14 protein-coding genes, 1 pseudogene and 1 riboswitch are annotated in these 14,871 nt (G+C 65.6%); of the genes and pseudogenes, 7 read left to right on the top strand and 8 right to left on the bottom strand.

The annotated features are described in order from the left end of the window. Positions 1 to 145: 145 nt before the first annotated feature. Together CH295_RS00515 and CH295_RS00510 are read right to left on the bottom strand one after the other, a co-directional pair. Positions 146 to 2,263, bottom strand: a complete 2,118-nt coding sequence (locus CH295_RS00515) for an HNH endonuclease (protein ID WP_094739468.1) — start codon at positions 2,261 to 2,263, stop codon at positions 146 to 148. Between the two features lie 389 nt (positions 2,264 to 2,652). Next, positions 2,653 to 3,207, bottom strand: a complete 555-nt coding sequence (locus CH295_RS00510; RefSeq protein ID WP_037188193.1) for a DUF6764 family protein — start codon at positions 3,205 to 3,207, stop codon at positions 2,653 to 2,655. 406 nt (positions 3,208 to 3,613) lie between these two features. Between CH295_RS00510 and CH295_RS28580 the strand changes: the two are divergent. Continuing rightward, a pseudogene (locus CH295_RS28580) lies at positions 3,614 to 3,769 on the top strand (DUF4349 domain-containing protein); the annotation flags it as partial. Positions 3,770 to 3,837: 68 nt separating this feature from the next. Here the strand turns inward: CH295_RS28580 and CH295_RS00505 are convergent. The 3 genes from CH295_RS00505 to CH295_RS00495 are packed head-to-tail and all read right to left on the bottom strand — an operon-like array spanning position 3,838 to position 5,718. Beyond that, on the bottom strand, positions 3,838 to 4,305 hold the full coding sequence (locus CH295_RS00505) for a MerR family transcriptional regulator (protein WP_094739467.1): 468 nt from the start codon (positions 4,303 to 4,305) through the stop codon (positions 3,838 to 3,840). 29 nt (positions 4,306 to 4,334) lie between these two features. Next, positions 4,335 to 5,210 (bottom strand): SDR family NAD(P)-dependent oxidoreductase, encoded by an 876-nt coding sequence (locus tag CH295_RS00500; protein ID WP_094739466.1) that lies wholly within the window; start codon positions 5,208 to 5,210, stop codon positions 4,335 to 4,337. Positions 5,211 to 5,253: 43 nt separating this feature from the next. Continuing rightward, positions 5,254 to 5,718, bottom strand: coding sequence for a tRNA (cytidine(34)-2'-O)-methyltransferase (locus tag CH295_RS00495; RefSeq protein ID WP_170945692.1), 465 nt, complete (start codon positions 5,716 to 5,718; stop codon positions 5,254 to 5,256). A gap of 33 nt (positions 5,719 to 5,751) precedes the next feature. On the opposite strand from CH295_RS00495, the gene CH295_RS00490 reads away from it, so the two are divergent. The 3 genes from CH295_RS00490 to CH295_RS00480 are packed head-to-tail and all read left to right on the top strand — an operon-like array spanning position 5,752 to position 7,602. After that, entirely contained in the window at positions 5,752 to 6,360 is a 609-nt protein-coding gene (locus CH295_RS00490; RefSeq protein ID WP_094633732.1) for a pentapeptide repeat-containing protein, read from the top strand. A gap of 56 nt (positions 6,361 to 6,416) precedes the next feature. After that, the gene (locus CH295_RS00485; RefSeq protein ID WP_094739464.1) at positions 6,417 to 7,274 is read left to right on the top strand and encodes a bifunctional methylenetetrahydrofolate dehydrogenase/methenyltetrahydrofolate cyclohydrolase; all 858 of its coding nucleotides are present in this window, start codon (positions 6,417 to 6,419) and stop codon (positions 7,272 to 7,274) included. Positions 7,275 to 7,284: 10 nt separating this feature from the next. After that, positions 7,285 to 7,602 (top strand): DUF3017 domain-containing protein, encoded by a 318-nt coding sequence (locus tag CH295_RS00480; protein ID WP_052047433.1) that lies wholly within the window; start codon positions 7,285 to 7,287, stop codon positions 7,600 to 7,602. Positions 7,603 to 7,638: 36 nt separating this feature from the next. Here the strand turns inward: CH295_RS00480 and metX are convergent, their stop codons facing one another. Together metX and CH295_RS00470 are read right to left on the bottom strand one after the other, a co-directional pair. Further along, positions 7,639 to 8,787 carry a homoserine O-acetyltransferase MetX gene (metX, locus tag CH295_RS00475; protein ID WP_371828423.1) on the bottom strand — a complete coding sequence of 383 codons (1,149 nt, stop codon included), beginning with the start codon at positions 8,785 to 8,787 and terminating at the stop codon, positions 7,639 to 7,641. Continuing rightward, positions 8,781 to 10,130 carry a bifunctional o-acetylhomoserine/o-acetylserine sulfhydrylase gene (locus CH295_RS00470; protein WP_082323496.1) on the bottom strand — a complete coding sequence of 450 codons (1,350 nt, stop codon included), beginning with the start codon at positions 10,128 to 10,130 and terminating at the stop codon, positions 8,781 to 8,783. The genes metX and CH295_RS00470 overlap by 7 nt, the downstream gene beginning before the upstream one ends. A 171-nt stretch (positions 10,131 to 10,301) precedes the next feature. Next, positions 10,302 to 10,424: riboswitch (SAM riboswitch) on the bottom strand. Positions 10,425 to 10,780: 356 nt separating this feature from the next. Here CH295_RS00470 and CH295_RS00465 point away from each other — a divergent pair. After that, positions 10,781 to 11,920 (top strand): MFS transporter, encoded by a 1,140-nt coding sequence (locus CH295_RS00465; RefSeq protein WP_037188972.1) that lies wholly within the window; start codon positions 10,781 to 10,783, stop codon positions 11,918 to 11,920. A gap of 12 nt (positions 11,921 to 11,932) precedes the next feature. Here the strand turns inward: CH295_RS00465 and CH295_RS00460 are convergent, their stop codons facing one another. Then, positions 11,933 to 12,976, bottom strand: a complete 1,044-nt coding sequence (locus CH295_RS00460) for an ABC transporter substrate-binding protein (protein WP_094739463.1) — start codon at positions 12,974 to 12,976, stop codon at positions 11,933 to 11,935. A 171-nt stretch (positions 12,977 to 13,147) separates the two neighbouring features. Here CH295_RS00460 and CH295_RS00455 point away from each other — a divergent pair, with 171 nt between their 5' ends. After that, positions 13,148 to 13,822, top strand: coding sequence for a response regulator transcription factor (locus CH295_RS00455; protein ID WP_094633735.1), 675 nt, complete (start codon positions 13,148 to 13,150; stop codon positions 13,820 to 13,822). After that, positions 13,819 to 14,793, top strand: a complete 975-nt coding sequence (locus tag CH295_RS00450; protein ID WP_094633736.1) for a HAMP domain-containing sensor histidine kinase — start codon at positions 13,819 to 13,821, stop codon at positions 14,791 to 14,793. Before CH295_RS00455 ends, CH295_RS00450 begins: the two co-directional genes overlap by 4 nt. The last annotated feature ends 78 nt before the right edge of the window (positions 14,794 to 14,871 follow it).

The raw sequence follows: 14,871 nt of genomic DNA, 5'->3' as shown, positions 1-14,871 counted from the left end.
GTGACGACCATTCTGCAGGCCACGCGGACCGACGTGGACAGTCGGCGAAGGTCGACGGTCCATCGAGTTCGTGCACCTGGGTTCGGCTTGCCGACCTTGGCGCGAGCGCCGGCACGGTCCGCCGTCCTCAGTGGAAGCCCGATCTTCAGAAGGGCGGGGTGTCGGTGTCTTCGGCTGTTGGTTCTGTTTCGGGGTCCTGGTTGTCGGGTGGGTTGGGGTAGGCGATGATGCCGGATCGTGTCGGTCGGGTGGGGATGTGTGGTGTGAGGTCGTTGCCGAGGATGGGGACAGCTGTGCCGTTGGTGGGCAGGGTGATTCGGGTGGTCTCGGATATGGATGTCCAGAGGATGGCTCCGCCGGGGAGCATGGTGGCGGTCCAGTAGCCGGCGGTTTTGACGCTGTGGTGGTATTCGCAGAGGCATTGGAGGTTGTTGATGGTGGTCCATCCTCCGCCGAGTGGGTTGGTGTGGTCGAAGGGGGTGATGTGGTCGAGTTGGCAGCGTGCGGCGGGGCGGTGGCAGCCGGGGAATCGGCAGTGTTTGTCGCGTAGTCGGACGGCTGCGGTGGTGAGGGTGTCGGGTCGGTAGATCAGGGCGCGGTCGGTGAGCGGGTCGCGTGCGACGGGTTTGCCGAGGGTGGGATCGGCTGCGATAGCAGCTTCGAGTGCAGCGGCGAGCGATGCGTTGCCGAGGTAGATGCCACTGGCTGTACAGCTACCGCGGTTGCCCGAACGCCCGAGTCCCGACTGGTTCAAGGCGGCGTGGTTCAGGGCGGCGCGGTTCAGTGTCGGGAGATCGAGGGCAGAGCTGAGCCGTGTGCCCCGGCCGACGGGGGTGTGGGTGCAGAACAGGGCTGCGGCGGAGGTCAGCGATTGGGTCCGTCGTGGCCTGTCCTCGTCTCCGCTGAAGTCGGGTGGAGCTGGATCTGCCGCTGGATGGGCAGGGGTGTCCTCGGTCTGACCCTCCAGCGGAGCCGGTGAGGTTGTCGTCCCCGGCGGCGGCGCAGGTGCTTGTGCTGGATCGGGTGTCGAACTCGATGTGTCGACCGGACCTCGGGCCGATGTTGCAGGCGATGATGCTGGACCGGAGCCGCGGTCGGGTTCTGTTTCCTGACGGGAAGCAGATGATCCTTCCGCTGCAGGCGCTGGCGCTGGAGTGGTGCTCGCATCGGTGTCGGTTGTCTCGGTCGTGTTTGTCGACGAAGCCCTGTTCGGCGCCGATGGTGATGCTGCGGTCGACTTCGTTACTGACTTCGCGTCGGGCTTTGCTTCCGCCTTCGTAGTCGCTGTATCCGACGCTGAGTCCGACTCCTGCTGCTGGTCTGTCGGTGTTCGTTCCCATTCCCCTGTCTCCGGGTTCTGGTGTGCGAGGCCGAGGGATTCGGCGAGGGTGACTGCTTCGGTGAGCAGGATCTGCCAGTGGCTGTTGCGTGCCAGCTCCTGCGCGAGGTCGGGGTCGATGGAACCGTGTCCGGCGAGGTAGGCGGGGTTGGCGAGCAGTCCGATGAGGGTGGCGATGTCGACGGTGATCATCGTCAACGGCACCCGCCGATCCGGCAACACGGTGTCTTTCTTCGGGCAATCCTCGCGGTGGCACAGGCATGCCAGTCGGGGTTCGCCGTGCATGCGGGCCATGAACGCATCGCAGAGGCGTTCTTTCTTCCCGCGCGGGTCTTTGGGGCAGAGGGTGTCGGCCATCTCTTCGAGGAGTTGCCATGCGGCGGCGGCTTCGGGTGCGGTCAATTCGGCTCGGATGCGGGCGAGTTCGCCGCCGGGACTGTAGGTGACGGTGCGGAATTTCTTCGCGAACTCCCGCAGCGCTGCTGCTTCCTCGGGTGCGACGCGCAGCAGGATGTCCCAGATCGCCTGCTCGAGCGGGCCCGGGGACGACCTCCGCGCCGCCTCGACGACCTCTTTCTCGACCGACCTGACGATGGCGTCGGAGAGGTTGTCGAGGATCCGGCATGCGGTCCGCACGCGGGGGAGGTCGATCTCCCCTGTCTCGAATGCTGCTCGTAGCAGTGGGAGTCGGGTGTGCAGGGCTACTCCGATGGATACATACGATTCGGCGACGGTCGCCGAGCAGCCCAACGCGACAGCCATTTCGGTGCGTCCGTATCGGCTGTAGTGCTTGTGTTCGGTGTCGCGGGTGATCCAGTCGCAGTGCACGCGATAGCAGGCGGTGATCTTGCGGGCCGCGTGCCGATTCTCTTCACGCGCGGCAGCGGTCAACGCCTCCAGTGACACAGTCGGTATTGCACCCATTTTTTCACCCCCCGGTGAGCATCAATTCAGAACGTGCGTTCGAACTGAAAGAAGACTATCTCGGCCCACCGACAAGAACGGAAAGGCACTTCGGGGGGACTGGCTCGGCTGGTCAGGGGCGGTGATCAGCCGCGGGTGTGCCCTCGTTCCAGTGTCCCGTCCATAGCCGGAGCGGTTCGAGTGCCGGCTCCAACTCATCGCCAGTTCGGAGAGGCAATAGGTGCCGGCGAAGTCCTCGAGCAAACGGAGCGGGCGGCTCCCCGAGGGATGTGCGGAGCGGCCCAGGAAGTCCGGTCACACCGTGTATGCAAGAGGAGCCGACTACCTCGACGAGTTCGTGTCGGGGTAGTCGGCTCCGTTGGACTGGATTTTTCTCTGCAACCGGGCGATCAGCTCCCGAGGACGCAGAACTGGCCGCTGGTGAGGTTCAGTGCCAGTGACAGGGGGCCGACGCAATCGACGCCCTGAGCCTCCGAGGTGGCACCGGATCCCCACCCGGCGACTGCGAGGGTCGTCTGTCCGGCGTCGGCCCACGAGTGAGCGATTCCGCCGCCGAGTGCCAGTGCGTAGGCCGTCCCTGCATTCTTGCTCGCTCCGAGGGCGACGCCGTATCCGTTGGCGTAGGTGGCCGTCGAGCCGGGGCCGTCGTTGACGCTGACTGCGGTGCCGCTGTCGGCAGCACCTGCGGTGGCCTGTCCGGTGCCGTTGGAGGTGGCTCCGCAGCTCGCGGTGTCGTCGACCTGGATGTCGTTGGCCGACGGCGGGGACACGCAGTTGACGGGGGCTGCCGACGCGGTGGCCGTGCCCGACAGGGCTGCGACCGTCAATCCCGAGCCCATGGCGAATATTGCTGCGGTGCGGGCAATTCGACTACCGAACCGACTGGACGTGCGCGCGGAGGAGGAGTTGGAGGACGAGCGACGGGGCAGGGAAACAGAGAACAAAAGAAAGCTCCTTCACGAGCGAAACGGGCCGGTGCGGCACACGGTACCCCGCCCCGCGAGTCCATGGCAGCAAGCCGGTCAGGTTTGTGTAACGGTGCCGCTGGCATCCGGGGATGAATCGTCGTAGAAGTCCGGTTTCGCGCACCCTGACTGCAGCGGTCGTGGTACCCAGATGCGCGTTCGGGTTGCTGTTGTGCTCTAGCGCCGATCCATCGAAATCGTTTCTGCCACTTGCTGGTTCGGTTTCTACGCCAAGGTTGGTGATGGTGCTCGAGATGGCAGGCGGCTCCGCACGGCAGCACGCTCCGGCACCGGTCGAACGCAAGGAAATCGTTACCGGGTACCTCCCGACGATCCGGCCGCGGCCGCGTCGAACACTGCCGATCTCGTCGAGGTGTAATCGGCACTGCCGAGCCGGCAGGGCGAACTCGACAGTTCGGTGTCACAGAAGTACTACCTCTCGGACCGGATCGATTTGTCGACGCTCACAATCAGTTTCACCTCCTGCGTCGAAGACACGCCGGCGAACCCGGACAACTTCTGGGACGCGATCGTGTCCGGGCGGCACTGGCCGACCGGCTGTCTACGGACCCATCGGGCTTCGTCGCGGCCGAGAACCCGACCCCCATGTCACGGACCGGTGGCACCGCCGTACGTCGCGATCTTGTATTCGGTTGCCACGAGCGATAGTTGCAGTTCTCGGATACGTCGTCGGACGGTATCTCGATGCTCGACGAGCATGTCGAGTCGTTCCGGAACGGTGTCTTCTCCGTCGTCGACGAGTTCGACATAGCGCTGCAGGTCGCGCATCGGCATCCCCGACAACCGCATACGGGTGAGGAACACGATCCGTCTGACGGCCGCGTAGTCGTACCGTCGATGGTCGAGTCCGTCGCGAGCAACCTCGATCAGGCCGCACCGCTCGTAGTACCGCAGGGTGTGCGCGGAGATATCGAGGAGCTCGGCGACCTCTGCGATGCCGAGTGGTTCGGCGAGCTCTCCGGGTTCGACGAGATCGTGCACCAGTTCGACGGTCAGCGATGCCTGCGAATCTGCCACGGCCGCCAGAGCCCTGTTCATCAAATCCGTCGTCGCCATGAGTACAGAAGATAGTCCGGGCGGTGCCGTCAGACCGGGCGGACGGATTCGGGTACACCCGGGAAGTCCGCGCTCGAGGACAGTTCGGCGTGGGCCTCGAGTGAGGCCAGTTCGCGGCGGTACGACTCGCGCAGCCGTCGGACGGCCTCGCGGCCGAGAGGAATGCGCAGGGGAGCGGACTCGGCCCCGACCAACTGACGGATGACGAGAGCGGCTCGGTGCGGGTCGCCTTCCTGTCGACCGTCGGCCGCGAGCATGTCGGCCCTGACATCGCCGAGGATGTCGGCGTACACATCCACGGGGGCTGCGCGTTCGAGTACGTCGGCGCTGTTGAAGCCGGTCCGAAATCTGCTGGGCTCGACGATCAGAACTCGGATACCGAACGATGCGACCTCGCCGGCAAGCGCTTCGGACCAGCCTTCCAGGGCGAATTTGCCGGCCGAGTAGGACCCTGCTCCCGGAAAAGAGATCCGGCCGCCCTGGCTGCTCATCTGCACGATCGTTCCGGTGCCCCGCGCCCGCATTCCCGGCAACACGGCGCGGGTGAGAGCGGCGGGACCGACCACATGCTGGTCGAGCATGTCTCGCAGCCGGGCATCGTCGACCTCCTCGGCGGAACCGATCTGCCCGACGCCACCGTTGTTGACGAGTACGTCGACGCGTCCGAACCGGTCGATCGCCGCCTCGACCACGGCGGGGGCCGACTCGGTGTCTCGAACATCGAAGGCGATCGGGAGCAGTGGCTCTGCGTGCTCGTCGAGCAGGTCGTCGATGCGTTCGGGGCGACGCATCACCGCGACCACGGTGTCGCCCGCTGCCAAGGCGGTCTCGGTCAGAGCGCGCCCCAGACCGGAGGACGCCCCGGTGACGAGCCACGTGCGTTGTGGAGTGATTGTTCGAGTCATGAAAGGCAAGCTAGGGCTTCGAGCGCGCTCGAACGCAAACCCGTCAGACGCTGCCTTCGTACCCGTGTTGCCGCCATGCCTCGTACATCGTCACTGCCGCCGCGTTCGCCAGGTTCAAGGATCGACGGCCCGGAATCATCGGGATTCGCAGTCGATCGGTCACGTGTGGGTCGTCCAGGACGTCGTCGGGCAATCCAGTCGGTTCCGGTCCGAACAGGAGGACGTCGCCCGGTTCGTACGCGACGTCGGCGTAGGACCGGTCCGCGTGGGCGGTGTAAGCGAACACGCGAGTCGGTGCCAGCGCAGCCCAGGCCGAGGGGAGATCGGTGTGCACCGTCACCGACGCCAGATCGTGGTAGTCCAAGCCTGCCCGCTTGAGCTTCGGCTCGGACATGTCGAAGCCCAGCGGGCCCACCAGGTGCAGTTCGCAGCCGGTCCCGGCGGCCAGGCGAATTGCGTTGCCGGTGTTCTGTGGGATGCGGGGTTCGAAGAACATGAGTCGAAACACCCGGTTCACTCTGCCATCACGAGCCCGGGAAGTATGGGGCAGGTGGACGACGAACAGACGATCGGTGAGGACTTTTCCGACACGCGACTGGACGGGCAGGAGTGGACCGGCAGGCAGTTCGTTCGGTGCACATTTCGCGACGCGGACATGAGCGGCGTCCGAACCGACTCGGTGGTGTTCACCGAATGCGACTTCACCGGCACCGACCTGACCGAATCGATTCACACGAACTCCGCATTTCGATCGTGCACCTTCACTCGGACCAATTTGCAGCACAGCACCTTTCGTCATTCGACCATGATGGGATCGACGTTCGTCGACAGTCGCATGCGTCCGGCGACGTACGACGAGGTCGACTTCACCCTCGCGTCACTGGGCAACGCGGACCTTCGCGGCCTCGATCTGACGGGGTGCCGGATGCGGGAAGCGAACCTCGTGTCCGCAGACTTCAGGAAGGCCACTGCGCGCTCGGTCGATTTCGCAGGTGCCCGTACCGTCGACGCCAAGTTCGACGAGGCGGATCTGCGCGGAGCCGTCGCCGACGCATCGCTGTGGGTCAGCGCGAGCGTGCGCGGCGCGAAGATCGAGCTGATGCAGGCCGTGGCGTACGCGGCAGCGCACGGGCTCGTCGTCGAGGGCTGACGGTGGGGATCGGACCGGTGCGCCGCTACTGACGCCGAACCTGGAACAATGACCGGGTGACTGCAACGATTCTCGATGGCAAAGCGACCCGTGACGAGATATTCGTCGATCTCACCGCCCGCGTGGCAACGCTGCGTGAGCAGGGCATCACCCCAGGTCTTGCGACCGTGTTGGTGGGCGACGATCCGGGTTCGGCCGCGTACGTCCGGGGCAAGCACAACGACTGCGCCAAAGTAGGCATCACCTCGATTCGTCGTGACCTCCCCGCGGACATCACCCAGGCGGATCTCGAGGCCGTCATCGACGAACTCAATGCCAACCCCGAATGCACCGGCTACATCGTTCAGTTGCCGTTGCCGAAGCATCTCGACGAGAACGCTGCGCTCGAGCGAATCGGTCCGGACAAGGACGCCGACGGTCTGCACCCGATCAACCTCGGCCGTCTGGTGCTCGGCAAGGATGCCGCACTGCCGTGTACACCTCGCGGGATCGTGCACCTGCTGCGCCGCTACGACGTTGCTCTCGACGGTGCGCACGCGGTGGTCATCGGCCGCGGAGTGACGGTCGGGCGACCCATCGGTCTGCTGCTCACGAGGCGTTCGGAGAACTCGACAGTCACGTTGTGTCACACCGGAACTCGTGATCTGGCCGCCGAGGTCTCGCGCGCGGACATCGTCATCGCCGCTGCCGGAGTGCCCGGATTGATCACCGCGGACATGGTCAAGCCGGGTGCTGCTGTGCTCGACGTCGGGGTGACCCGCACCGAGGACGGACTGCGCGGCGATGTCGCCGACGGTGTGGCGGAGGTGGCCGGATTCCTCTCGCCCAACCCCGGCGGCGTCGGACCGCTGACGCGGGCCTTCCTGCTCACCAATGTCGTCGAGCGCGCCGAACGCGTCGCCGCCGAGAGCTGAGCGAACCGACGTGAACGACGCAGAGGATGCGCGAAGCGAGCCCGACGCGGGATTTCGCGCGGCAGTCGCGCGCAACCTACCGATCGTCGCAGTCTCGGTCGTCGTCCTCGCCGCGCTCGTTCTGGTGCTGGCCGATCGCTGGCGGCGCGGCGCGTTCATCTTCGGATGCGCAGCGCTGCTGGCGGCCGTCCTGCGGCTGTGCCTGCCCGAAACTCGTGTCGGCACACTGCAAGTGCGCAGTCGCGTGTTCGATGTGCTGGCGCTGGGCTGCGTAGGCGGAGCAATCGTCTTTCTGTCGCTGTCGATCGATCCGCTGGGAACCGACTGACGTCAGGGCGCAAGAGCCCGGTCGACGAGAGCGGTGTCAGCGCCGACCGAGGCGGGCCAGCTCCATCGTCTCGGCGAGCAGTTTCGCCACCGAATCGGCCTCGGTCAGAAAGCCGTCGTGTCCGTCACGCGACTGGATCACTTCGAGTCCGCGGCACTGGGGGAGTTCACGAGCGATCTCCTTCTGCAGTCGCAACGGATACAGACGATCGGAGTCGACGCCGCCGACGATGGTCGGAACCTCTGTGGACGCAAGAGCTTCGGCCACTCCGCCGCGGCCACGGCCGATATCGTGACGGTTCATCGCTTCGCTGAGCAGGACGTACGTCGCCGCGTCGAACCGGTTGACGAGCTTCGCAGCCTGATGCTCCAGATAGCTCTGTGCGGAGTATCTACCACCGGCCCACGGGTCCTCGTCGTTCTGCGGTGAGTTTCCGAACCTGATGTCGAGTTCGCTCTCGGTCCGGTACGTCAGGTGCGCGATGCGCCGCGCGATGCCGAGTCCGGCCGTCGGCGAGGTGCCGGTGTCGTGATAGTTGCCGCCGAGCCATCCTGGATCGGCCTTGATCGCGGCGATCTGTGTTGTCTGGGTACCGATCTGGTCGGCAGTTGCTCTGGCACCGACCGCGAGGACCAACGCGGCCGCCACTCGGTCGGGATGGCCCACGATCCATTCGAGGGTGCGCATCCCGCCCATCGAACCGCCGACGACGGCAGCGAACCGCTCGATTCCGAGTACGTCGGCCACGGCCGCCTCGGCGGCGACCTGATCGCGGATGGAGATGTCGGGGAAGCGAGACCCGTAGGGCGTGCCGTCGGGAGAGAGGCTGCTCGGTCCCGTGGTCCCGCCGCAGCCGCCGAGCACGTTGGTCGCCACGACGCACCACTCGTCGGTGTCGATGGGGCAACCGGGACCGACCATTCCGTTCCACCAACCGGGCAGAGCGTGATCGGCGTCCGGCGGACCCGACACATGCGAGTCCCCGGTCAGGGCGTGTTCGACGAGTACCACGTTGCTGCGGTCGGTGGCGAGCTCGCCCCACCGCTGCACCGCGACGGTCACCTGGGGGATTCGAGCGCCGTTCTCGAGATCGAGACCACCGATGTCGATGGTGCCCAACCGCCCGTCCGGAGACGGAAGAACCGCCTCCGGACGAACGCCTGTGTCGCAGCTGTGACTCAAGATGCCGCCGCGCTGAATCCGACCTCGAGATCGGCGATGATGTCGTCGATTCCTTCGATGCCCACGGCGAGACGCACCAGGCCGGGAGTGACGCCCGAGGCCAGCTGCTCTTCCGGAGTCAGCTGGGAATGCGTGGTGGATGCGGGATGGATGACGAGTGAGCGCACGTCTCCGATGTTAGCGACGTGGCTGTGGAGAGTGAGTGCGTTGACGAACTTCTTGCCCGCGTCCACACCACCCTTCAGCTCGAACGCGATGATCGCGCCCTGCCCCTTCGGCAACAATTCCTGCCCGCGCTGGTACCACGGCGACGACTCGAGTCCCGCGTAGTTGATCGAGACGACGTCGTCGCGACCGGCGAGGAAGGCGGCAACCTTCTGTGCGTTCGCCACGTGCCGCTCGATCCGAAGGCTCAACGTTTCCAGACCCTGGCTGATGAGGAAGGCGTTGAACGGCGAGACTGCAGCACCGATGTCACGCAACAGCTGAACGCGTGCCTTCAGTGCGAACGCGGGCGCGCCCAGATCGGCGAACACGACGCCGTGGTAGCTCGGATCCGCGGTGGTGAAGTTGGGATGACGGCCCTGCGTCCAATCGAAGGTGCCGCCGTCGACGATGACGCCCGCGATGGCCGTTCCGTGTCCGCCGAGGTACTTCGTCGCGGAGTGCACCACGATGTCGGCACCGTGCTTCAACGGCTGCAGCAGGTACGGCGTCGCCACGGTGTTGTCGACGATCAGTGGAATGCCGTTCTCGTGGGCCACGGCCGAGATCCCTGGGATGTCGAGAATGTCGTTCTTCGGGTTCGAGATCGACTCGCCGTAGAACGCCTTGGTCGACGGAGTGATCGCGGCGCGCCACTGCTCGAGGTCGTCGGGATCGTCGACGAACGAGACGGTGATGCCCAGCTTGGGGAGCGTGTAATGGAACAGGTTGTACGTGCCGCCGTAGAGCCGCGGGCTCGACACGATGTGGTCGCCCGCCTCCGCGAGGTTGAGAATTGCGAACGTCTCTGCGGCCTGACCCGATGCGAGCAGCAACGCCGCGACTCCACCTTCGAGGGCGGCGATGCGCTGCTCGACGACATCCTGGGTCGGGTTGATGATGCGGGTGTAGATGTTGCCGGGCTCGGCCAGTCCGAACAGCGCGGCTGCGTGGTCGGTGTTGTCGAACGTGTACGAGGTGGTCTGGTAGATCGGCAACGCACGAGCCCTGGTGGTGCCGTCCGGGGTCTGACCCGAGTGGATCTGCTTGGTCTCGAAACTCCAGTCGGCCGCGGGATCGGTGAACGGATCCTCGGTGGGAGCTCCGGTGGCGTCGACGACGTCGGGGGTGGAATCGGTCATGGCTGGTGATACTCCGTTTTCTGAGACGAGTCTGTTCGAGACGAATCGAATGTCGAATGAAGCTCGAGAAGTCGAGCACTACGGGGCGTATCGGTACAGCAACACATGAGAGAACCTCCTGACAGGCTTCGGCCCCTGGGGACCGAAGGTTCAGTGGGTCCGCTTCCTGCGGACCCGCGCTTGTCGATACGGCACTCGCATGCCGGATCGGCCTGGTCGTTCACCCGGGGCACCCCACCGCGGTTGGAGGGTTGCCGGCCAGCAAGCCGGGGCTCGATGCTGGCACTCATGACCTGGCGAAGATCCTAGCCGGTGATGGCCCTCCACCGGAACGAGGGCACGCGCACCGCGCTCGGGTGGAGCTCGAGCAGATGCTCGGGTGAGGACAATCACCGCTCATCGACGCGAAACGAGCTGCCTCGGGGAAGACAATTGATCGGAGCGACGTTGCCTTCTGGGTCGGACCCGGTCGGTCTCCGATCGCAGGCTCGAATCCCGGCCGCTTCTTCTGCCCCCTATTTGCACACGAAGGTTGTACTGCTGTGACTGTCACCGATTCCGCTCTTGCCCGAGTCAGCGCTGTGCGCGGCAAGGTGTCGAGTGGTCTGAGTGTCAGTCATCGACCGCACTCGACCCGCCGCAAGCTCGCGATGTTGGCACTGTCCATCGGCGGCTTCGGGATCGGCACCACGGAGTTCGCGTCGATGGGCTTGCTGCCGGACATCGCGACGACGATGGGGATCTCCGAGCCCTCGGCCGGCCACATGATCTCCGCGTATGCGCTCGGCGTTGTGGTCGGTGCGCCGACCATCGCGGCACTGGCTGCTCGCGTCCCCCGGCGGATGTTGCTGCTGGCGCTGATGGTGGCCTTCACGCTCGGCAACCTCGGCACGGTGTTCGCGCCCAGCTTCAACGAGCTCGTTGCCTCGCGCTTCGTCGCGGGTCTGCCACACGGTGCGTACTTCGGAGTGGCCGCGCTGGTGGCTGCCCACCTCGCCGAACCGGGTAAGCGAGCCAAGGCCGTCGCGATGGTCATGATGGGACTCTCGGTCGCAAACGTCGTCGGCGTCCCGGTGGCGACGTGGATCGGGCAGGCGCTGGGATGGCGTAGTGCATTCACACTCGTGGCCGTCATCGGTGCCCTCACCGTCGCCGCCCTCGTCCTCTGGATGCCACGACTCGACGCGATGCCGACCACCAGCCCCATCACCGAACTGGGCGCACTGCGCCGCAGCCAGGTGTGGATGACCCTGTTCGTGGGCATCGTCGGATTCGGTGGCATGTTCGCGGTGTACACCTACATCGCGTCGACGCTGACCGACGTCGCCGGTCTCGCCCGCGCGCTCGTTCCGGTCGCCCTGATGATCTACGGACTCGGAATGGTCGTCGGAAACTATGCCGGCGGATGGCTCGCCGACCGCTACCAGCTCAAGGGCACCTTCGTCGGTCTGGCCGCGACGGCCGTGTTCCTTGCCGTGTTCGTCGTGGCCGCACACAATCCGATCACCGCGCTTCTGGTGGTGTTCCTCATCGGCGCGTCCGGCTCCTCGGTGGTGCCGGGCCTGCAGACGAGGTTGATGGACGTGGCCGAGGACGCCCAGACGCTCGCCGCATCGCTCAACCATGCCGCGTTCAATCTGGCCAACGCCATCGGAGCGGCAGTCGGTGGAGCCGTGATCGCCGCGGGCTTCGGCTACACGGCACCCGCCGCCGTCGGCTCGGGCCTGGCGGTGGCCGGTCTCGGTGTACTGGCCACCGCCATGTGGATGGACAAGCGTTCCGCGGCGTAGGAGCGCCCGGGATCAGCCGGTGATCGTTGCCGGCGATCCACCGAGAGCGTCGTCCAGAGCCGGAACCAGCTTGTCGATCACGTACGGCAGGCTCAGCACGCTGGTGAAGTAGATCGCGCCGGCCGTCACGCCGTCGGTGAAGACCAGGTTGCCGTCCTTCACCGGCTCGAGTGCGTCGTACATCGCCTCCTTCTCCAATTCCGTGCGGTCGCCGGGCTCCTCGGTTCCCCAGATCAGCACGTCGGCGGCGTTGAGGACCGACAGGTTCTCGAGCGGGATGCTCGCCTGCGCGCTGCCGTCGGCCGGAACGTAGGCGTCGATGTCGTCGGGAATGACGAAGCCCAATTCGGTCAGGAAGTCGGTGCTCAACCCGTCCTGGTACGCGATCGCCTTGCCCTCGTAGAACGCGTTCTGCAAGAAGATCGCCTTCGTGCCGGCAAACTCCGGGTGTGCGGCCGCAGCGTCGGCGAACTTCTGATTGACGCCGTCGATCAGGGCATCGACCTCGGTCTTCTTACCGAGCGCACGTCCGATCTTCTGCGCCTGGACGTCCCAGGGCTCGAAATAGGCGGTCGACGCGTCCGACTGGGCGAGCGTCGGCGCAATGTCGCTGAGCGTGTCGTACGTGTCAGCGGTCAAGCCGGCATTGGTGGCGATGATCAGATCGGGCTCGAGTGCGGCGATTTTCTCCGTCTCGAATCCATCGTCGTTCGAGAGCACTTCGGGCTGAGCGTCGCCCAGAGCTGCCTGCGCCCAGGGCCAGGTTGCGTAGGGCTGTTCGCCGTACCACTCCGTGACGCCGACGGGTATCACGCCGAGCGCCAAGACGGTGTCCTGCTCGGTGTAACCGGCCACCACGATACGAGTCGGTTCTTCGGGCACAACGGTCTCACCGAACGCGTGCTCGATCGTGACCGGGAAGGCGGCCGAATCGGAGGACGCACCGACCGTCGGTGCCGGCTCGTCGGTGGAGTTCGAGCAGGCAGTCAGCAGTCCCACGGTGGTCAGCGCAATGGCGCACACCGCCCAGGTTCGGTGAAGTGGTCGGATGTGCATCGATACGCCTTTCGTAAGGGTTGGCTAACATCGGGAAGGGTAGCCCACCCTAATTTCAGCGTGTCGGTGAGTCCGTCGGTCGCCGCGCCGTCGAACGCCTGGCTCAACCTTCACCGAACCTCCACATTTCCCGACGGACTCCTCCACGTGCGCCCTCTAGGGTCAGTTCTCATGAGCCGCACAGTTCTCGTCGTCGACGACGAGCCCACGATCTCCGAGGCCGTTGCCGCTCGGCTGCGCGGCGAAGGGTACGAGGTCGTCACTGCCGCCGACGGCCCGTCTGCCGTCGACGCGTGCGCCCGGATCGATCCCGACGTGGTGGTGCTCGATCTGATGCTGCCCGGGTTCGACGGGCTCGAAGTGTGCCGCCGTATCCAGGCGTCCCGTCCGGTCCCGGTGTTGATGTTGACGGCCAAGTCCGACGAGACGGACATGCTCGTCGGCCTGGGCGTCGGCGCGGACGACTACCTGGGAAAGCCGTTCAGCATGCGCGAGTTGGTCGCTCGCGTGCACGCCCTGGTCCGGCGTGCCGAGCGTACGGTGGCCGCCGAACCCCAGGCGGTTCGAGTCGGTGACGTACAGATCGATCACCGGGAACGGCGGGTGACCACTCCCTCCGGTGACATCCACTTGACCAGAACGGAATTCGACATCCTCGCCTTTCTGGCTGCTCGGCCGCGCAGTGCCGTGTCGCGGGAGACCCTACTGTCGGAACTGTGGGGCTGGGATGATTCGGCCAGCAGCAGGACGGTCGATTCTCACGTGAAAGCGTTGCGTCGCAAACTCGGTGGCGATCTCATTCGGACCGTCCACGGCGTGGGCTATGCCGTGGAGTCGCCGCGATGACCCGCATGCTGCCGCGCCCGTTGGATCCGTTGCGGTCGTTCAAGCTCAAGGTCTCGCTCGTCGTGGGCATAGTCCTGGTGCTCGCGAGCGTCGTCTTCTGGATCGGAGCGGGCTGGCAATTCCGCTACACCCTCCTCGCAGCGCTCGTCGTGTCCTTGGCCGCAACACAATTCGTCGCCCACGGTATGACATCACCGCTGCGCGAGATGACCTCGGCCGCCAAAGCGATGGCGCGAGGCGATTATTCGACGCGAGTGCGGGCAACATCGAAGGACGAGGTGGGCGAGCTCGCCACGGCGTTCAACACCATGGCAAGTGATCTCGAAGCCGCGGAGAAGTACCGCCGCGAACTCATCGGCAACGTTTCGCACGAGCTGAAGACGCCCATCGCTGCCCTGCGTGCCGTGCTCGAGAACATGGTCGACGGGGTGACCGACGCGAATCCCGCAACGCTGTCGGTGGCGCTGCGCCAAACCGAGAGACTCGGAGATCTGGTCAGCGAACTGCTCGATCTGTCGCGGGTGGAGGGCGGTGTGCTCACCATTGCCCCGGAGGAGTTCGAGGTCCGGCAATTCCTCGAGGACGCCACCTCCGTTCACAGAGAACGAGTGTCGATCGTCGTCTCGCCCGGCGATGCGACCGTCCTGGCCGACCGGTCGCGTATGACGCAGGTGATCACCAACCTCGTCGACAACGCCGTGCGGCATTCTCCTCATTCGAGCACCGTGACGCTACGCGCCCATCGAATCGGCGGGGCGTACGCATTCGACGTCGTCGACCAGGGACCGGGCATCGCGCCCGCCGACCGCCTTGCCGTGTTCGACCGATTCACTCGCGGCGGATCCACCGACGGCGGAACAGGTCTCGGCCTCGGCATCGCCCGCTGGGCCACCGAACTGCACGGCGGAACCATCGACGTTCTCGACAGCGAATTCGGCTGCCACATCAGAGTGGCCATCCCCGAGCACTGAATTCATCGATCCATCCGAACCGCGACTGCTCGTCCCCGGACTGCGGCCGCCGACCTGTCATGCCCGAAACACAGAAGA

Source organism: Rhodococcus sp. 14-2483-1-2, assembly GCF_002259405.1.
GTDB lineage: Bacteria > Actinomycetota > Actinomycetes > Mycobacteriales > Mycobacteriaceae > Rhodococcoides.
Note: the sequence above shows the minus strand (reverse complement) of the source record. Positions and strands in the feature narration are given on the sequence as shown.